The organism is Variovorax sp. PAMC26660, assembly GCF_014302995.1.
Taxonomy (GTDB): domain Bacteria; phylum Pseudomonadota; class Gammaproteobacteria; order Burkholderiales; family Burkholderiaceae_C; genus Variovorax.
Genome location: NZ_CP060295.1, coordinates 5028810 through 5046654, shown reverse-complemented (window position 1 = coordinate 5046654; position 17845 = coordinate 5028810). Strand labels below are relative to the sequence as shown.

Below are 17845 nucleotides of genomic sequence, written 5' to 3'. Positions count from 1 at the left end.
TGCATGGTGAAGGCGCAACGCTCAGGGCTTGGGCGCTTCGTTCTTCTTGGCTGCTTCCGTGGCTGCATTCGCTGCGTCCAGCGCCGACGAAGCGCCGGGTGCCGGGGTCGCCGACGAATCGGTAGAGGGTGCGGCTGGAGTTGCTGCCGGATCGGCGGCGGGCGCCGGGGCCGGAGCGGCGGGTTCGGACACAGGTGCAGGAGGCGGCGTCACGACCGCAGGTGCGGCGTCCTCTTTCTTTCCGCAGGCAACGAGCGCGGCAGCGGCAATCAGCGAGGCAATCAGGACGGACGAGGACTTCTTCATGAGGACTCCTTTGGCAATGAAGGTCTGGAACCAAAAAATTCTAGACCTGCATACCGGCTCGAATATGTCTCGCAGCCGCATTCGCGGCATTGGCTTACAAGCCGAGCGTCGATGCCGGAAATGCGGGCCGCCCACGGTGCCAGCACTCGTCGATCGCTTCGCGCAACGCGCGGCGGGCGCCTGGGTCGATGCCACTCACGCCTCGGCTGCGCTCGGGGTCGATGCGATGCACGAACCACGAAGGCGTCCAGATGGCGCTCGGCACCTCGGCACCCTCGGCCTTACCGGTCGCGCGGCATTCGACGATGTGGTCCCACGTGCGGCGCCAGGGCACAAAGCGCGCGTGACCACGCTCGAGGATGTCGAAGCGCTGCGCCAGCAGCATGAAACGCCGGCCGCTGGCCGCCCAGGCCTGCAGCGCTTCGATGCTGGCGCGTTCGCCCAATGGCCAGTCGGCAAAGTCAGGGTCGCTGAAGACGATCTCTTTCCAGCCTTGCTGCGCGGCAGCGGACAGCGCGCGCCGAAGAATCACGTCGAAGGCTTCCCGGCCGTCGAAGCGGCCCTCGGTCAGCGGCTGGGCTGCGTCATCCGGCATGCAGCCAACCTGCCTCGCACCACTCGCCCAGCAGCGCCAGCGCACCTTCGCTTGCTCGGGCCAGCTCGCGCGGGCCGAGTTCGCGCTTGTCGGCCAGGCGGCGCATCAGCGTCGCGTCGGCGCCGCCGGCGCGAAAGCTCTCGCCGTTGATGTAGACATGCCGGGTGTCGTAGAGCATGCGCGTGCGGCGGTCGAGCGTCACGTGTTGCATGGCGTCGGGCACCTCGCCGCCTTCGTCGAACCAGATGTTGGCCTTGGGCTCGGTCAGCGATTCGCCCAGCGCGCGGTCGATGGCATCGGCATCGCGCAGCGCGGCCTCGATGGCCTTGCGCGCAAAGCCCTGCAGCGCGGCCGGCATGGCGGCCGGCGCATCGACGGCGGGCTGCGCCGGGTCGCGGTAGCGCGCCAACTCGGCGGGGCCGGCGTCTTCCAGGTCTTCCGAATAGGCCTGCGCCATGCGCGCCAGCAGGTCGGCGCCGAGTTCGCCCAAGGCGGATGAACGCAGGCCGATGGAACAGGTCATGCAGTCGTCGCCCACAGCCACGCCATCGTGGGCGTACTTGGGCGGCAGGTAGAGCATGTCGCCCGGCTCCAGCACAAAGGTCTGCTCGGGCTCGAAGTTCTCGAGAATCTTGAGCGGAACGCCGGGCTGCAGGCTCAGGTCGCTCTGCTTGCCGATCGACCAACGGCGACGCCCCTGCGCCTGCAGCAAAAACACGTCGTAGCTGTCGAAATGCGCGCCGACGCCGCCGGTGTCGCTCGCATAGCTGATCATCAGGTCATCCAGGCGCGCGTCGGGCAGAAATCGGAACTGGCGCAGCAGCTCGTGCACGCCCTCGTGATGCAGGTCGACGCCCTGCACCAGCAGCGTCCAGGCCGGCTGCTTCAGGGGCGGCAAGGCGCGCCGGGGCAGCGGCCCGTGCTTCAGCGACCAACCTGTCTTGCCCTGCCGAATAAGGCGCGACTCGACCCCTTCACGTTCGGCCAGCGCAAACAACGCATTGCGATCGATCGGTGGCACCATTGCGGGAATGGCCTGGCGAACCAGCAAGGGCTTTTTCTGCCAGTACTGCCGCATGAACTGCGCGGCACTCAGGCCGCCGAGCAACGGCAGCGGTTGTGTAATCTCCATGGGAGAATTCTGCAATGGAAATCTCTGAACAATGCGTGGTCGGCTTGACCTGGACAATGAAAGACACGCTCGGCGACGTGCTGGACGTGCTCGATGAGCCGGTGGAATTCATGGTAGGCGGCGACGATCTCTTCGACGTGATCGAGGCCGTCCTGCAAGGCCATGAGCCCGGCGCCCGCGTGCAATTGCAGGTCGAACCCGAACAGGGCTTCGGCGACTTCAACGACCAGTTGCTCTTTCTGGAGCCACGCTCGCTGTTTCCCGAAGGCACCGAAGAGGGCATGACCTTCGACGGCTCCGCCCTGCCCAAGGGCGTGAGCGACAGCATCCCCAAGGACACGATCTACACCGTGGCCGAAATCTACCCCGACCACCTGGTGCTCGACGGCAACCATCCGCTGGCAGGCATTGCGATCCGGCTCGACATCACGGTGCGCTCGGTGCGCGAGGCCACGGAAGAAGAAGTCGGCCGGGGCACGGCGGGCACGGCCTTCTTCAAGGTGCCGCCGATGGCGCCTGGCAACCAGATGCTGCACTGACGGCACACCCCATTCGGCAAAAAAAAGAAAAAGCCGGGCAGTGCCCGGCTTTTTCGTGTCCCGCGTACGGGAGGTTTACATGCGCGAGAGCTGACCGTTGTCGATACGCACGCGGTCGCCGATGCGCAGGTCGCCCGGACTCTGGACGTCGAAGGCGCGGTAGCCGCCACGGTCGGTCTGCACCGACACGCGATAGCTTTCATAGGCACGCGGCCCGTTCTGCTGAGCCTCGATGGTGTTGCCCAGCAGGGCGCCACCCACGATGCCCAGTGCGGTGGCCGCGGCACGGCCGTTGCCACGTCCGAACTGGTTGCCCACCACGCCGCCGATGACACCGCCAGCAACGGCGCCGCCGCCCGAGGTGCCGGTGCCGGCCGTTTCGCTGCGCATCACTTCGATGTTGGCCACCCGGCCGTACTCGACGTACTGCGCTTCACGGTACTGAATGGCCTGTGGCGGCGCCTGGTAGGGATAGCGTGAGGTCTGGTAGACCGGCGCCGGGGCAACGCACGCCGTGAGCGTGGCCAGGGCCAGCACGGAGGCGGTGATGGATACGAAGCGGATCGAGATCTTCATGTTGGGAGGCTCCTCAAATAGAACTGCGCACGGGAAATGCGCCTGCCTGTGCCTAACGCCGCAGCTTTCGCTGCGATGACGCAAAACACATGCTGAAACTTTCGAGCGCAGGGGCGCTTGGGCAGTTCCGTTCTTTACCCCTTGGTTACTCAGGCTCCCTTCAGCTTTCTCTGCTCAGTGCTTGCCTGTGGAGCCGTAGCCGCCCTCGCCGCGTTGCGAAGCTGCAAACTCCGTGACCACACGAAACTGCGCCTGCACCACCGGCACGATCACCAGTTGCGCGAGCCGCTCCATCGGCTCCAGCACGAACGGCGTGTCGCTGCGATTCCAGGCGCTGATCTTCAGCTCACCCTGGTAGTCGCTGTCGATCAGGCCCACGAGATTGCCCAGCACGATGCCGTGCTTGTGGCCCAGGCCCGAACGCGGAAGGATCAGCGCCGCAAAGGCCGGGTCGGCCAGATGGATCGAGATGCCGGTGCCCACCAGTTGCCAGCCGTTGGGCGCCAGCGTGATCGGTGCATCGAGACAGGCCCGCAGGTCGAGGCCTGCGCTTCCCGGGGTGGCATACGCGGGCAATTGATCCACCATGCGCGGATCGAGGATACGGACGTCGACTTTCACTTACTTGCTGCCTTGCTTGTGTTGCTGTTCTCTTTGCTTGCGGGCGGCCTCTTCGAGGACCTGCTGCCACTTGGCGACGCCAGGGGTCAGCTTCACACCCTTCAATTTCTTGCCGAACCACAGGGCCACCCCCAGGAGCAGGACCAGCGCACTGATCGGCACACCCGCAGCCCACAGCACCAGGAACACCACCGCGCCGACAGCGCCGAGGACCTTGAGCAGCAGTGGGTCGAACGAGGCGCTTTGCTGCGGGGCCTCACCGCTCGACGTTGTTTCGCGCTGCCGCATGGCGGCCGACACCGGGCCTGAACTCTGCTGTCCGGGCGCCGGCGCCATACCGACGTCAAGCCCTGGCTCGCCGGGCTGTGCCGCGCGCTTGGGCAGCGCGGCACGGGCCGCGAGCTGCTCCACGTAGCGAGCGAAGTCGCCATTGGGCGGTGTGTTCGATTCGGTATTCATCAGACGCTCCAGTCGGGAAGCCGTGCGGCGATCTCGGTCATCAGTTCACGTGCCAGCGTGAGCTTGGGCGCACGCGGCAATTCGCGTACGCCTTTCGCGTCCACCAGCAACAACGCGTTGTCGTCCTGCCCGAAGGTCAGCGGACCGATGTTGCCGACCAGCAGCGGAATGCCCTTGCGCTCGCGCTTGGCCTTGGCGTGCTCGGCGAGGTTCTCGCTCTCGGCCGCAAAGCCGACGCAGAACAGTTTCTTGGCCTGGGCCCGCTCGCTCTTGGCCACCGTGAGGAGGATGTCGGCGTTCTCGACGAAGTGAAGCACCGGCGTCTTGCCGCTGCCGTCCTTCTTGATCTTCTGCTCGCTGTGCGTGGCCGGGCGCCAGTCGGCGATCGCAGCCGTTGCTACAAAAATGCTAGCGCCCTGCGCAGCACGGACGGTCGCTTCGAGCATGTCTTGCGCAGAAAGCACGTCGATGCGCGTCACGCCGCGCGGCGTGGTCAGGTGCACCGGGCCGGCCACCAGCGTGACCTCGGCTCCCGCCTCGCGGGCGGCCCGGGCGATGGCAAAGCCCATCTTGCCGGACGAATGGTTGGTGATGCCGCGGATCGGGTCGAGCGGCTCGAAGGTCGGGCCCGCGGTGACCAGCACCTTCTGCCCTGCCAGCAGCTTGGGCTGGAAGAAGGCCGTGATGTCTTCGAGCAGTTGCGCGGGTTCGAGCATGCGCCCGTCGCCGGTTTCGCCGCAGGCCTGCCAGCCGCTGCCCACACCCAGCACGGTCGCGCCGTCGGCCGACACCTGCATCAGGTTGCGCTGGGTGGCAGGGTGGGCCCACATCTCGCGGTTCATGGCCGGGGCGATCAGCAGCGGCACGCGATCGGTCGGGCGGGCCAGGCACATCAGGCTCAGCAGGTCGTCGGAGCGGCCCTGCACCAGCCGCGCGATGAAATCGGCACTGCAGGGCGCGAGCACGATCGCGTCGGCCTCGCGGCTCAGGTTGATGTGCGGCATGTTGTTGGGCTCGCGGGTGTCCCACTGCGAGGTGTAGACGGTACGGCCCGACAGCGCCTGCATCGTCACCGGCGTGATGAACTGCTCCGCCGCCTCCGTCATGACGACCTGGACCGTGGCACCGGCCTTCACGAACAGGCGGCACAACTCGGCCGACTTGTAGCAGGCAATGCCGCCTGTGAGACCGAGGACGATGTGTTTGCCGGCGAGATCTTGCATGGCCCGTATTGTTGCTCACATGCCATTCGGCGCACGGCAACAAGCCCTTAGCCAAAGGTGTCGCGAAGGGCACACCTATAATCGCAATTTCCCACTGCCCGGATTCACGTGTCCGGAACTGGCATGACCAAATTTGTCTTCGTCACCGGTGGTGTCGTATCTTCCCTTGGCAAGGGAATCGCCTCCGCCTCGCTCGCCGCGATCCTCGAATCGCGCGGCCTTCAAGTCACCCTCATCAAGCTCGATCCGTACATCAATGTCGACCCCGGCACGATGTCACCGTTCCAGCATGGCGAAGTGTTCGTCACCGATGACGGCGCCGAGACCGACCTCGACCTCGGCCACTACGAGCGCTTCATCAACACGCGCATGCGCAAGGCCAACAACTTCACGACCGGTCAGATCTACAAGACCGTGCTCGAGAAGGAACGCCGCGGCGACTACCTCGGCAAGACGGTGCAGGTGATCCCGCACATCACCAACGAAATCCAGGAATACATCAAGCGCGGCGCCGGCATCGGCACCTCGCACGAGGTCGACGTGGCCATCGTCGAGATCGGCGGCACGGTGGGTGACATCGAATCGCTGCCCTTCCTTGAAGCGGTGCGCCAGATGAGCCTGCGCAACGGCCCGAACAACTCGGCCTTCGTGCACTTGAGCTACGTGCCCTGGATCGCCGCTGCCGGCGAACTCAAGACCAAGCCGACCCAGCACACGGCCAAGGAACTGCGCGCCATCGGCATCCAGGCCGACGTGCTGCTGTGCCGCGCCGACCGCCCGATCCCCGACGACGAGCGCGCCAAGATCTCGCTGTTCTCGAACGTGCCCGAATGGGGCGTCATCTCCATGTGGGACGTCGACACTATCTACAAGGTGCCCCGCATGCTGCACGAACAGGGCCTGGACGGCCTGATCTGCGACAAGCTGCGCATCAACACCCCGCCCGCCAAGCTGCAGCGCTGGGACGACCTGGTCTACGAAGTCGAGCATCCGCAGCACGAAGTGACCATTGCCATGGTCGGCAAGTACGTCGACCTGTCGGACAGCTACAAGTCGCTGAACGAAGCCCTGCGCCACGCCGGCATGAAGAACCATGCGCGCGTGAAGATCGACTACATCGACTCCGAAACGATCACGGCGCAAGACGTGTCGCGCCTGGCCAAGTACGACGCGATCCTGGTGCCCGGCGGCTTCGGCCAGCGCGGTGTCGAAGGCAAGATCGCGGCCGCCCGCTTCGCCCGCGAAGGCAAGGTGCCCTACCTGGGCATCTGCCTGGGCATGCAGGTCGCCACCATCGAATACGCCCGCCACGTGGCCGGCCTGAAGAACGCCAACAGCACCGAGTTCGACCCCGAAACCCCCATGCCCGTGATCGCGCTGATCACCGAGTGGAAGGACGCCGACGGCACCGTCAAGACGCGCGACGAGAAGTCCGACCTTGGCGGCACCATGCGCCTGGGCGCGCAAAGCTCCGACGTCACGCCCGGCACGCTGGCCCACAGCATCTACGGCGACGTGGTCACCGAGCGCCATCGCCATCGCTACGAAGCCAACGTCAACTACCTCGACGAGCTGCGCGCAGCCGGCCTCGTGATCTCGGCGCTCACGCAGCGCGAGCACCTGACCGAAATCGTCGAACTGCCGCAGAGCGTGCACCCGTGGTTCATGGGCGTGCAGTTCCACCCCGAGTTCAAGTCGACCCCGTGGGGCGGCCATCCGCTGTTCAACGCCTTCATCAAGGCTGCGCTCGAACACAAGGACAAGGGCGCGGGCAGCACCAAGACGCTGAAAGCCGTCGCATGAAGCTCTGCGGATTCGACATCGGGCTCGACCAGCCCTTCTTCCTGATCGCCGGCCCCTGCGTGGTCGAATCCGAGCAGCTGCAGATGGACACCGCCGGCACGCTGAAGGAAATCACCTCGGCGCTCGGCATTCCGTTCATCTTCAAGAGCAGCTTCGACAAGGCCAACCGCTCGTCGGGCACGAGCTTTCGCGGCCCCGGCCGCGACAAGGGCCTCGAAATCCTCGCGAAGGTCAAGCGCGAACTCGGCCTGCCCGTGCTGACCGACGTGCACACCCTCGAAGACATCACCGAGGCCGCCAAGGTGGTCGACGTGCTGCAGACGCCCGCCTTCCTGTGCCGCCAGACCGACTTCATCTACGCCGCGGCGCAGTCGGGCAAGCCGGTCAACATCAAGAAGGGCCAGTTCCTCGCGCCGCACGACATGAAGAACGTGATCGACAAGGCGCGTGCTGCTGCAAAGGAAGCCGGCCTCGACGAAGACAGCTTCATGGCCTGCGAACGCGGCGCCAGCTTCGGCTACAACAACCTCGTATCGGACATGCGTTCGCTCGCGATCATGCGCGAGACGAAAGCGCCCGTCGTGTTCGATGCGACCCACTCGGTGCAGTTGCCGGGCGGCCAGGGCACGACCTCGGGCGGCCAGCGCGAAATGGTGCCGGTGCTCTCGCGCGCGGCCGTGGCGGTCGGCGTGGCGGGCCTGTTCATGGAAACCCATCCCGACCCCGCACACGCCATGAGCGACGGCCCCAACGCCGTGCCGCTCAAGCACATGAAGGCCCTGCTCGAAACGCTGCTGGCGCTCGACCGGGTCACCAAGAAAAACGCTTTCCTAGAGGACAGTTTTCAAGCATGAGCAGCGGATACGTCATCGCCCACGTCGAGGTCACGAACCCGACGCAGTACGAGGAATACAAGAAGTGGTCCAGCGTGGCGATGCAGGCGCACGGCGCCGAAGTCTGCGTACGCGGCGGCCAGGTCCAGCCGCTCGAAGGCGACTGGAAGCCGACCCGCGTGGTCGTGCTCAAATTCCCCAGCTTCGAGAAGGCCAAGGCCTTCTACGACGCGCCCGAATACCTCAAGGCCCGCGAAGCGCGTGCCGGCGCCGCCATCATGAACATGATCGCGGTCGAAGGTCTTTGACCCCGTTTTTTTGCAAGCGAACTCTCCAAAGAGACCCAGAGAAAGACAAAAGATGAGTGCAATCGTTGACATCGTCGGCCGCGAAATTCTCGACAGCCGAGGCAACCCCACCGTCGAATGCGACGTGCTGCTCGAATCGGGCACCATGGGCCGCGCGGCCGTGCCCTCGGGCGCATCTACCGGTTCGCGCGAAGCCATCGAGCTGCGCGACGGCGACAAGAGCCGCTACCTCGGCAAGGGCGTGCTCAAGGCGGTGGAGAACATCAACACCGAGATCTCGGAAGCCGTGCTCGGCCTGGACGCCAGCGAACAGGCCTTCCTCGATCGCACCATGATCGACCTGGACGGCACCGACAACAAGGCCCGCCTAGGTGCCAACGCCACCCTCGCCGTCTCGATGGCCGTGGCACGCGCCGCAGCCGAAGAATCGGGCCTGCCGCTGTACCGCTACTTCGGCGGCATGGGCGGCATGCAACTGCCGGTGCCGATGATGAACGTCATCAACGGCGGCGCGCACGCCAACAACAGCCTCGATCTGCAAGAGTTCATGATCATCCCCGTGGGCGCCAAGAGCTTCCGCGAGGCCGTGCGCTATGGCGCCGAAGTGTTCCATGCACTGAAGAAAATCCTGGGCGACCGCGGCATCAGCACGGCGGTCGGCGACGAAGGCGGCTTTGCCCCCAGCGTCGAAAGCCATGAAGCGGCGATCCAGCTCATCCTCGAAGCCATCGACAAGGCCGGCTACGTTGCAGGCGAACAGATTGCCCTGGGCCTGGACTGCGCAGCGAGCGAGTTCTACAAGGACGGCAACTACGTGCTGTCCGGCGAGAACCTCACGCTGTCGGCCGGCAACTGGGTCGACATGCTGTCGACCTGGGTCGACAAGTACCCGATCATCAGCATCGAAGACGGCATGCACGAAGGCGACTGGGACGGCTGGAAGCTGCTCACCGACCGCCTGGGCAAGCGCGTGCAGCTGGTGGGCGACGACCTGTTCGTCACCAACACCAAGATCCTGCAAGAAGGCATCGACAAGGGCATCGCCAACTCGATCCTGATCAAGATCAACCAGATCGGCACGCTGACCGAAACCTTCGCCGCCATCGAGATGGCCAAGCGCGCGGGCTACACGGCCGTCATTTCGCACCGCTCGGGCGAAACCGAAGACAGCACCATCGCCGACATCGCGGTGGGCACCAATGCCGGCCAGATCAAGACCGGCTCGCTGTCGCGCTCGGACCGCATCGCCAAGTACAACCAGCTGCTGCGCATCGAAGAAGACCTCGGCGACATCGCCAGCTACCCGGGCCGCGGCGCGTTCTACAACCTGAAGTAAGGCCCGGCCTGCGGCATGCGCGCGCGCTTCGTTCCACCGATCATCCTGCTGCTCCTGCTGGCCGTCCTGCAGTGGCAGCTGTGGAACGGGCGCGGCAGCGTGCGCGACGTGCAGCAGATGCAGACCAAGCTGACCGACCAGAAAGAAGCCAACGCCAAGGCTGCGCTGAACAACGAGCGGCTCACGTCCGAGGTCAACGACCTCAAGGACGGGCTCGAAATGGTCGAGGAACGTGCGCGGGCGGAACTCGGCATGGTCAAACCGAACGAAGTGTTCGTACAGATCGCGCACTGACCCCTCACCATCCCGTCCGCTGATGCCCGAGCTTCTCTCGGCCCCCGCCTTTGCGCTCTGGGGCTCCCCCGTCAGCTGGCTCGAACTTGTCGCCGCCGTCCTGGCGCTCGCCATGGTCGGCTGCAACATGCGCGAGATCCACTGGGGCTGGCCACTGGCCATCATCAGCTCCCTGCTCTACGTGGTGGTCTTCGCCAAGGCGCGCATCTACGGCGATGCGTCCCTGCAGGTCTTCTTTGCCTTCGTGGCGCTCTGGGGCTGGTTGCAGTGGTTGCTCGGCCACCGGCTCGATGGCAGTGCGCTGCGGGTCAGCCGGCTTTCATCGCGCGGCATCGCTTTCACGCTGGCCGCCTGTGCACTGGCATGGCCGGCCGTCGCCCTCTTCCTTCGCCGCTTCACCGACACCGACGTGCCCTGGTGGGACGGCTTCGCCACCGGCCTGAGCCTTGTCGGGCAGTTCCTGCTCGGGCGCAAGTTCATCGAGAACTGGCTGGTCTGGCTCGCCGTGAACGTGGTGAGCGTGGGCCTGTTCATTCACAAGGGCCTGTGGCTGACCGTCGGCCTCTATGCGGTGTTCGCCGTGCTCAGCGTGGCCGGCTACCTGGCATGGCGTCAACGCCTGCCTGCTGCGGCGGTGCCTGCATGACGCCCACGCTGCCCACCGGCTGTGTCATCGCGGTGCTCGGCGCCGAGAGCACAGGCAAGACCGAACTGGCAACGGCGCTCGTGCAGCGCCTGCGAGAGCGCGGCATGCCGACGACGATGGTCGGCGAGTACCTGCGCGAATGGTGCGAGCGCGAAGGCCGCACGCCGCGCCCCGACGAGCAACAAGCCATCGCCGACGAGCAGACCCGCCGGATCAATGCCGCTGCGGTCACGGGCGTCGTGGTGGCAGACACCACGGCCGTCATGACCGCCGTCTACAGCGAACTGCTGTTCGACGACCGCTCGCTCTACGCCGATGCACTCGCCGCCCAGCGGCGCTGCGCCATCACCCTGCTCACTGCGCTCGACATCCCTTGGGTGGCCGATGGCCTGCAGCGCGATGGTCCGCACGTGCGCGAGCCGGTGGATGCGATGGTGCGCAGCGCGCTCACAAGCGCTTCGTGTGCCTTCGCCGTCGTGCACGGCACCGGCGCCGAACGGCTGGCCAGTGCATGGAATGCCATCAATGCCATCGCCGGCGGCGAAGGCCGGGCGCGGGCACGTGGCCGGTCCGACGCGAAGCCCGCCTCGTGGTCATGGCCTTGCGAGAAGTGCTCCGACCCGGAATGCGAACATCGGCTTTTCACAGACCTGATCGGGCGGCGCGAGTAAACATCGACGGCCGGCCGACACCTCTTCCGGAGACTTGATGCCCTTGCGCCCTGCGACGTTCTTCCTGCCCGCCCTCATTGCCACGCTGTTGGCGGCCAACACAGCCACCGCAGCGCCTGTTGCGGCCACCGTCGAAAACGGCACAACCCTCACGGCGTGCGCCGAAGAAGACAACGTGTCGATGGTGCTGCGCGGCGACGGCATCCGCCGCATGCGCATCGAGGCGCTGCAGCCCGACTACCTCGACAAGATCGGCAACGACGTCACCGCGCCCGACTTCTCGGGCTGCAACTTCGACGGCGGCGCGCACCCCACCGACCCGGCCCATCGCTTCAAGAAGCGCACCGTGGTGCTGCTCGACAACGCCGAATTGCGCATCGTCGGCATGACGCTGCCGACCTTCTGGCGCCCTCAGCGCGTGCCGGTGCAGGTCGGTACGCGCAGCGATCGCGGCTTTCATCTGCTGCAGGTGTTCAAGAAGGAAAACGGCAAGGCGCTCGAAGCCATCGTGCTCTACCCGTCGGACGGCTACTGGCGGCTCAAGCCGCTGCCGGACGCCCGCTTCGGCGACGGCGCCTATGGCTCGTCGTTCCTGCTCGGCCCGGTCGAGCAGGCGGGCCGTCCGGTGGTCAATATCGCGTCGATCCGCATCGTGCCGAAGCCGCTGGCCATCCATCTGCGCTTCACCAACGGTGGCAGCGCGGTAGCGCGCGTCGACGAGATCAGCCGTACCCGCACCGCGCTCGACGTGACGCTCTCCGCACCGACCGCGAGCGCGCAGCCCTTCGCTGTGCTGCGCTCGATGTACGTCGCGGCGGACAACGCCGACATGAGCGAAGTGCGCTGGCAGGATTCGCCGGATGCCGCAGCGCAGGCCAAGCCATTGCCGGAAGTGAAGTCGCTGCAGGCCACGCAGGTGCGCTTCGGACGCAGCCTGCCGTCCAAGCACAACACCAGCGCGCCCGACATCGAATTCAGCGGTTTCGACAACGAAGCACGCCCGCGCAAGTGAAGGGGCGGCCCGGCGCGGGCCTTGCCGCTACTGGACGATCGGGCTGCCCGGAATCTGCTCGGTCGGCGGCCTGAAGATCTGCGCCGCATCGATCGCGTCGAAGCGGTACTGCTTGCCGCAGAAGTCGCAGCCCACCTCGATGTCGCCGCGCTCGGCCAGGATCTCCTCGGCCTCTTCGACGCCCAGCCCACGGATCATCTGCGCCACGCGTTCACGCCCGCAGGTGCAGGCGAAATGCGGGCCGAGCGCGCCGGCTTGCGGCTCGAAGCGCAACAGCTTTTCTTCCCAGAACAGGCGGTGAAGAATCGTGTCGATGTCCAGCGTCAGCAGTTCGTCGCGCTTCAGGCTCGACGCAAGGATCGAGATGCGGTTGTAGTCCTCGTTCAGGCCGATCTGGTCTTGGTTGCCCTGGTCGCGGTCTTTGTCCGACGTGCCTTCAAGGTTGCCCTCGCCCTTGACCGGCAGGCGCTGGATCAGCAGGCCCGCTGCCACCTTGTCGTCGGCCGCGAGCACCAGCGTGGTGTCGAGCTGTTCGCTTTGCAGCATGTAGTGCTGCAGCACATCGCTGAGCTTGCCGAGCTTGTCGCCGTTGTCGTCGAACAGCGGCACCACGCCCTGGTAGGGCGTTGCGCCCGGCAGCTTGTCCTTGGGGTCGAGCGTGATCGCGCAACGGCCCTTGTTGTTCACGTTGACCATGTCGGGCAGGCGCGCATCGGCTGGCAGGTCACCGATCACCTTGGCGGTGGCACGAATCCTCAGGTCGGGCTTGGCCTCGGCCACGGCCACCTTGACCGGGCCGTCGCCGAAGATCTGCAGGATCAGCGCGCCGTTGAACTTGATGTTGGACTGCATCAGCGTGGCCGCGGCCGTCATCTCGCCCAGCAGTTCGGCCACGTTCGGCGGATAGGCGCCGGTGGCGGTGTTGGAGGCGCGCCGCGCAAGGATCTCCTGCCACGCATCTGTCAGGCGCACGATCATGCCGCGCACCGGCAGGCCATCGAACAGGAATTTGTGCAGCTCGCTCAAAACGTTTTCTTTCTATCTCTGTGTGCCCGCGACCGAAGCGGTCAGGCGATCTTCTTGAGGCCCTTCGCGAAGCGATGGGCGTTTTCTACATAGTGCTCTGCGCTCTGGCGCAACCGGGCGGCTGCGGCGTCATCGAGGGTGCGCACCACCTTGGCGGGCGAGCCGATGATGAGGGAGTTGTCCGGAAACTCCTTGCCCTCGGTCACGACGCTGCCGGCGCCAACGATCGAGTTGCGGCCGATCTTCGCGTTATTCAAGATCACCGCCTGAATGCCGATCAGCGAGTTGTCGCCCACGGTACAGCCATGCAGCATCACCTGGTGGCCCACGGTGACGTTGTCGCCGATGGTCAGCGGGCAGCCGATGTCGGCGTGCAGCACCGACAGGTCCTGGATGTTGCTGTTGCGCCCGATGGTCAGCGTCTCGGTGTCGCCGCGCAGCACGGCGCCGAACCAGACGCTCGCGTTCTCGGCCAGCTTGACGTTGCCCATGACCTGCGCGCTGTCGGCCACCCATGCGCCGTTGCCGAGCGTCGGCGCAACGCCGTCCAATTCATAAATCGCCATCGTGGTTGTCTCCGGGGGCAAAACTAGAATTGTAGGGATGCACCCCCGATTGAGCGCGCTGGCCGCGCTGCGACTGACCGACCCTGAACAAAAGGTGGCTGCCACGCGCGCCGCTGCTGCGCTTGGCGCTACCGATTCAATAGCAGCCGACCCTGTTCGCGCGGCGAGCGATGACCTCGGCGTGCCGGGCCGCCCCGAGCGCCCGCTGCGCGTGTCGGCCACCGCCGTGCAAAAGCGCTCGCCCTTCACGCCCGACGGCCGCGCCGCGCTGATCCATTCGATCTGCCACATCGAGTTCAACGCGATCAACCTCGCGCTCGACGCCGTGTGGCGCTACGACGGCATGCCCGAGGCCTACTACCGCGACTGGCTGCGCGTGGCCGATGAAGAGGCACAACACTTCTCGATGCTGCATGCGCACCTGCAGGACATGGGCCACCGCTATGGCGACTTCCCGGGCCACGACGGCCTCTGGAACATGTGCGAGAAGACGAAAGACGATGTGCTCGCCCGCATGGCGCTGGTGCCGCGCACGCTGGAGGCGCGCGGGCTCGATGCCACGCCCCTGATACAGGCCAAGCTCAAGCGAGTGAACACGCCCGATGCACTGCGCGCGGTCGAGATCCTTGACATCATCCTGCGCGACGAAGTGGGCCATGTGGCCATCGGCAACCACTGGTATCGCTGGCTGTGCGAGCGCGCAGGCATCGACCCCGAAGCCAGCTACCCGGCACTGGTCGCGCGCTACGACGCGCCGCGCCACAAGCCGCCTTTCAATCTCGAGGCACGCAGCCGGGCGGGCTTCAGCCCCGAAGAACTGCGCGCACTGACCGACTCCCGACCCGAATGAGCCATGTGATTTCCGACCAGACCTGGTCACGCCCCGACCTGCTGGCCTGCCTGCAAGACCGCAAGGGCGCCGAGCCCCTGCATTTCGAACGCTGCGATTTCAACGAGGCGGACCTCTCGCGGCTCGACCTGCGCGGCGCGCAGTTCACCCTTTGCAACTTCGCCGAGACCTCGTTCGACCGCACCCTGCTGTCGGACACCCGCTGGGCCGGATGCAGGGCGCGCCAGGCCGACTTCGGCCTTGCGGACCTGACGAACGCGCGCTTCCAGGACTGCGACCTGAACAACACGCAGTGGTCGCGCGCCAAGATGGCCTCGGCGTTCTTCAGCGGCGTGAAGCTCACGGGCGCGCATTTCGGCGAAGTGTCGGCGCTGGGCATCGGCTTCAAGGACTCGCTGCTGGTGGATGCGCACCTGCGCGGCATGTCGTTTCGCAAGCAGACACTTGAACAGCTCGACTTCTCCGAGGCGGACCTGTCGGGCTGCGATTTCCGCGAGGCGGTGTTCGAGGGCGGCAGCCTGCGCAACGCGCACCTGAAGCTCGCGCGCTTCGAAGGCGCCGACTTGCGCGAGGTCGATCTCGGCGGGCTGCGGCTCGCGAACGCGGCCCAGTTCAAGGGCGCCACCATCTCGCACCGGCAGGCCGCGTCGCTGGTCGAGGAACTGGGCCTGCGCGTGGTCTGAACTCAGGCTGACGTGGGCCGACTGTGCACCACCAGCTTCGGTGTGAAGTACTGAAGCACTTCGCCGCGCTGGTTGCGTGTCTGGCAACGCATCGTGACCATTGCGCGGCCGGGCTTGGAGCGCGAAGGCGTGATGTCGACCACTTCGCTCACCACATGCAGCACGTCGCCGGGGCGCGTGGGCTTGGGCCATTGCAGCTCGCCGCCCGAGCCGATGATGCCTTCGGCCAGGGGAATGCCGCTGTCCACCAGCAGCTTCATCGTGAGGGCGGCGGTGTGCCATCCGCTCGCCGCGAGGCCGCCGAAGAAGGTTTTCTTCGCGGCCTCTTCGTCGGTGTGAAAGGGCTGCGGATCGAACTGCTGCGCAAAGGCCTTGATCTGTGCCGCGTCCAGCAGGTGTTCACCGCTTTGAAAGCGATCGCCGACCGACAGGTCTTCGAGGTACAGCGACCGCTTCGCGCCGGTTTCAGGGAGTGCAGCCATGGAGGTTCCTTGTTGTTCCTGCCGGCATTCTCGATCGAAGCAGGCTTCAGACGCGCTCGAGGATCGTCGCGATGCCCTGCCCGCCGCCGATGCATTGCGTGGCCAGCGCATAACGGCCCTTCTCGCGTGCCAGCAGCGATGCCGCCTTGCCCGTGATGCGCGCGCCGGTCGCGCCCAACGGATGACCGATGGACAGGCCACCGCCGTCGAGGTTGATCTTCGACGGATCGAGCCCCAGGTCGCGAATGCAGGCCAGCGCCTGCGACGAGAAGGCTTCGTTGATCTCGATCACGTCCAGGTCCGATGCGCTCAGGCCTGCGCGTGCCAGCGCCTTGCGGGTCGCGGGGATCGGGCCGATGCCCATGATGGCCGGGTCGACGCCCACGGTCGCGAACGAGCGGATGCGTGCCAACGCCTGCAGGCCGTGCTTCGTGGCGAAGGCATCGCTGGTGACGAGCACCACGGCCGCGCCGTCGGTGAGCGGCGACGAGGTGCCGGCCGTGACCACGCCGTCCGGGCGAAAGGCCGGCTTGAGCGATGCAAGCGCTTCGGCCGAGGTCGTGGGGCGAATGCAGCCGTCCGCATCGATGACGTCGCCCGAAGCCAGACGCACCGGCACGATCTCGCCGGCCAGGCGCCCTTCAGCGCGGGCGGCAGCGGCCTTGCGATGCGACTCGACCGCGAAGGCCTCCTGGTCGGCACGGCTCACATTCCAGCGCTGGGCGACGTTCTCGGCGGTCTCGCCCATCGAGATGTAGGCGTCGGTGTTCGCCAGCAGTTCGGGACTGGGCGAGAAGTTGAAGCCGCCCTGCGGCACCATCGTCATCGACTCCACACCCACGCACAGGAAGGCGTCGCCCATGCCCGCCTCGATCTGCGCAGCGGCAATGTGCACCGCCTGCATCGACGAACCGCAGAAGCGGTTGACCGTCATGCCGCCCACTTCATGCGGCAGGCCCGCCAGCAGCCCGACGACGCGCGCAAGATTGTTGCCCTGCGAGGCTTCGGGGTAGGCGCAGCCCAGGATGATGTCTTCGAGCAGCGCGGGGTCGAGGTCGGTGCGCTTCAGCAGGCCACTGACCACGCCGGCGGCCAGCGTGTCGGGTCGCACTTCAGCAAGCGCGCCCTTCTTCGAGAAATGGAAGGGCGAGCGTGCGTAGGCGGAAATGACGGCTTTCATGAAAACTCTCCTTGGTGCAAATACCTACCATCCAATCGGTAGGCTTTGAAGTCAAAAAATAGGCACGCCCTGCGTGCCTGCGATGCAGCCCGGCCGTCAGCCGGGCAATGAACTCTTCAGTTGCGCGATGGCTTCGTCGAAGTCTTCGACGCGGCCCGTCATGCGCGAGGTGATCAGCGCCCCCTGGCAGACGGAAAACACATAGGCGGCCAGCGAAGCGACCGGGCTGCCCTTCTCTCGCGCCGGTGCCAGCGCGCCCAGCACGCCGGTGAGCCACATCACCTGCGTGTTGCGCAGCTCCTGCACCGCCTGGCGCAGGTCTTCGTTGATGCAGTCCCAGCCCGGCGCCAGCGCCCCGGCCGGACACACGCCCGAGCCGGCCCGCAGCGTGTTGCGGTACATGCGGAAATAGGATTCGAGCGCGTCTTCAGGCTCGCGCGCCCGTGCCGCGTCCCAGTCCTTGAAGAACTGGGTGGCCTGGCGGATCACGGCCACGCCCAGTGCTTCCTTGGTCGGGAAGTGGTGGTACAGGCTGGCCTTGCGGACGCCGACCGCATCGGCCACATCCTGGAAGCTGAAGCCCAGGTACGAGCGTGTTTCGATGAGCTTGCGCGCCACCCCGAGGATCTGGTCCCGGGTGCTGCCGCTGGCGAGGGCTGTGGCGCTGGTCATCTACCTACTATAAGGTAGGGAACATCCCACCA

The 17845-nt window shown here is 66.0% G+C and carries 23 protein-coding genes; 11 read left to right on the top strand and 12 right to left on the bottom strand.

What is annotated here, in order from left to right:
• Positions 1–21: 21 nt before the first annotated feature.
• The 3 genes from H7F35_RS23830 to H7F35_RS23820 all read right to left on the bottom strand — a co-directional run bounded on the left by H7F35_RS23830 (position 22) and on the right by H7F35_RS23820 (position 2033).
• Positions 22–306 carry a hypothetical protein gene (locus H7F35_RS23830; RefSeq protein WP_187109029.1) on the bottom strand — a complete coding sequence of 95 codons (285 nt, stop codon included), beginning with the start codon at positions 304–306 and terminating at the stop codon, positions 22–24.
• A 94-nt stretch (positions 307–400) separates the two neighbouring features.
• Positions 401–901, bottom strand: coding sequence for a hypothetical protein (locus H7F35_RS23825; protein WP_187109028.1), 501 nt, complete (start codon positions 899–901; stop codon positions 401–403).
• Positions 891–2033: a cupin domain-containing protein gene (locus H7F35_RS23820; protein ID WP_187109027.1), complete on the bottom strand. Its 1143-nt coding sequence runs from the start codon at positions 2031–2033 to the stop codon at positions 891–893. Before H7F35_RS23820 ends, H7F35_RS23825 begins: the two co-directional genes overlap by 11 nt.
• A gap of 14 nt (positions 2034–2047) precedes the next feature.
• On the opposite strand from H7F35_RS23820, the gene H7F35_RS23815 reads away from it, so the two are divergent.
• Positions 2048–2572, top strand: coding sequence for a peptidylprolyl isomerase (locus H7F35_RS23815; protein WP_187109026.1), 525 nt, complete (start codon positions 2048–2050; stop codon positions 2570–2572).
• A gap of 75 nt (positions 2573–2647) precedes the next feature.
• Here the strand turns inward: H7F35_RS23815 and H7F35_RS23810 are convergent, their stop codons facing one another.
• The 4 genes from H7F35_RS23810 to coaBC form a co-directional block, all read right to left on the bottom strand.
• On the bottom strand, positions 2648–3148 hold the full coding sequence (locus H7F35_RS23810) for a glycine zipper 2TM domain-containing protein (RefSeq protein ID WP_187109025.1): 501 nt from the start codon (positions 3146–3148) through the stop codon (positions 2648–2650).
• 174 nt (positions 3149–3322) lie between these two features.
• Positions 3323–3769, bottom strand: a complete 447-nt coding sequence (gene dut / locus H7F35_RS23805; RefSeq protein WP_187109024.1) for a dUTP diphosphatase — start codon at positions 3767–3769, stop codon at positions 3323–3325.
• Positions 3770–4228, bottom strand: a complete 459-nt coding sequence (locus H7F35_RS23800) for a hypothetical protein (protein ID WP_187109023.1) — start codon at positions 4226–4228, stop codon at positions 3770–3772.
• On the bottom strand, positions 4228–5451 hold the full coding sequence (gene coaBC / locus H7F35_RS23795) for a bifunctional phosphopantothenoylcysteine decarboxylase/phosphopantothenate--cysteine ligase CoaBC (RefSeq protein ID WP_187109022.1): 1224 nt from the start codon (positions 5449–5451) through the stop codon (positions 4228–4230). Before coaBC ends, H7F35_RS23800 begins: the two co-directional genes overlap by 1 nt.
• A gap of 123 nt (positions 5452–5574) precedes the next feature.
• Here coaBC and H7F35_RS23790 point away from each other — a divergent pair, with 123 nt between their 5' ends.
• From H7F35_RS23790 to H7F35_RS23755, 8 genes are read left to right on the top strand one after another with little or no spacing between them, the layout of a single operon-like run.
• A complete protein-coding gene (locus H7F35_RS23790) occupies positions 5575–7254 on the top strand; it encodes a CTP synthase (RefSeq protein WP_187109021.1) in 1680 nt (559 codons plus the stop codon).
• Positions 7251–8108: a 3-deoxy-8-phosphooctulonate synthase gene (kdsA, locus tag H7F35_RS23785; protein WP_187109020.1), complete on the top strand. Its 858-nt coding sequence runs from the start codon at positions 7251–7253 to the stop codon at positions 8106–8108. Before H7F35_RS23790 ends, kdsA begins: the two co-directional genes overlap by 4 nt.
• Positions 8105–8395: a DUF1330 domain-containing protein gene (locus H7F35_RS23780; protein ID WP_187109019.1), complete on the top strand. Its 291-nt coding sequence runs from the start codon at positions 8105–8107 to the stop codon at positions 8393–8395. Before kdsA ends, H7F35_RS23780 begins: the two co-directional genes overlap by 4 nt.
• 52 nt (positions 8396–8447) lie before the next feature.
• Entirely contained in the window at positions 8448–9731 is a 1284-nt protein-coding gene (gene eno, locus H7F35_RS23775) for a phosphopyruvate hydratase (RefSeq protein WP_187109018.1), read from the top strand.
• 15 nt (positions 9732–9746) lie between these two features.
• Positions 9747–10025 (top strand): cell division protein FtsB, encoded by a 279-nt coding sequence (ftsB, locus tag H7F35_RS23770; protein WP_187109017.1) that lies wholly within the window; start codon positions 9747–9749, stop codon positions 10023–10025.
• A gap of 22 nt (positions 10026–10047) precedes the next feature.
• Complete coding sequence (gene pnuC, locus H7F35_RS23765) at positions 10048–10671, top strand: nicotinamide riboside transporter PnuC (protein ID WP_187109016.1); 624 nt, start codon at positions 10048–10050, stop codon at positions 10669–10671.
• Entirely contained in the window at positions 10668–11342 is a 675-nt protein-coding gene (locus H7F35_RS23760) for an AAA family ATPase (RefSeq protein ID WP_187114391.1), read from the top strand. Before pnuC ends, H7F35_RS23760 begins: the two co-directional genes overlap by 4 nt.
• Before the next feature lie 37 nt (positions 11343–11379).
• On the top strand, positions 11380–12354 hold the full coding sequence (locus H7F35_RS23755; RefSeq protein WP_187109015.1) for a hypothetical protein: 975 nt from the start codon (positions 11380–11382) through the stop codon (positions 12352–12354).
• Positions 12355–12381: 27 nt separating this feature from the next.
• On the opposite strand, the gene H7F35_RS23750 is transcribed toward H7F35_RS23755, so the two are convergent.
• Both H7F35_RS23750 and H7F35_RS23745 read right to left on the bottom strand, forming a co-directional pair.
• A complete protein-coding gene (locus H7F35_RS23750; protein WP_187109014.1) occupies positions 12382–13380 on the bottom strand; it encodes an Hsp33 family molecular chaperone HslO in 999 nt (332 codons plus the stop codon).
• A gap of 41 nt (positions 13381–13421) precedes the next feature.
• Positions 13422–13946 carry a gamma carbonic anhydrase family protein gene (locus H7F35_RS23745; protein ID WP_187109013.1) on the bottom strand — a complete coding sequence of 175 codons (525 nt, stop codon included), beginning with the start codon at positions 13944–13946 and terminating at the stop codon, positions 13422–13424.
• A 37-nt stretch (positions 13947–13983) separates the two neighbouring features.
• Here H7F35_RS23745 and H7F35_RS23740 point away from each other — a divergent pair, with 37 nt between their 5' ends.
• Positions 13984–14796 (top strand): ferritin-like domain-containing protein, encoded by an 813-nt coding sequence (locus tag H7F35_RS23740; RefSeq protein ID WP_187109012.1) that lies wholly within the window; start codon positions 13984–13986, stop codon positions 14794–14796.
• Positions 14793–15479, top strand: a complete 687-nt coding sequence (locus H7F35_RS23735; RefSeq protein WP_187109011.1) for a pentapeptide repeat-containing protein — start codon at positions 14793–14795, stop codon at positions 15477–15479. Before H7F35_RS23740 ends, H7F35_RS23735 begins: the two co-directional genes overlap by 4 nt.
• Positions 15480–15481: 2 nt before the next feature.
• Here the strand turns inward: H7F35_RS23735 and H7F35_RS23730 are convergent, their stop codons facing one another.
• The 3 genes from H7F35_RS23730 to H7F35_RS23720 all read right to left on the bottom strand — a co-directional run bounded on the left by H7F35_RS23730 (position 15482) and on the right by H7F35_RS23720 (position 17813).
• Complete coding sequence (locus H7F35_RS23730) at positions 15482–15961, bottom strand: MaoC family dehydratase (protein ID WP_187109010.1); 480 nt, start codon at positions 15959–15961, stop codon at positions 15482–15484.
• 46 nt (positions 15962–16007) lie between these two features.
• On the bottom strand, positions 16008–17141 hold the full coding sequence (locus H7F35_RS23725; protein WP_187109009.1) for a thiolase family protein: 1134 nt from the start codon (positions 17139–17141) through the stop codon (positions 16008–16010).
• A gap of 96 nt (positions 17142–17237) precedes the next feature.
• Positions 17238–17813: a TetR/AcrR family transcriptional regulator gene (locus tag H7F35_RS23720; RefSeq protein WP_187109008.1), complete on the bottom strand. Its 576-nt coding sequence runs from the start codon at positions 17811–17813 to the stop codon at positions 17238–17240.
• Positions 17814–17845: the final 32 nt, after the last annotated feature.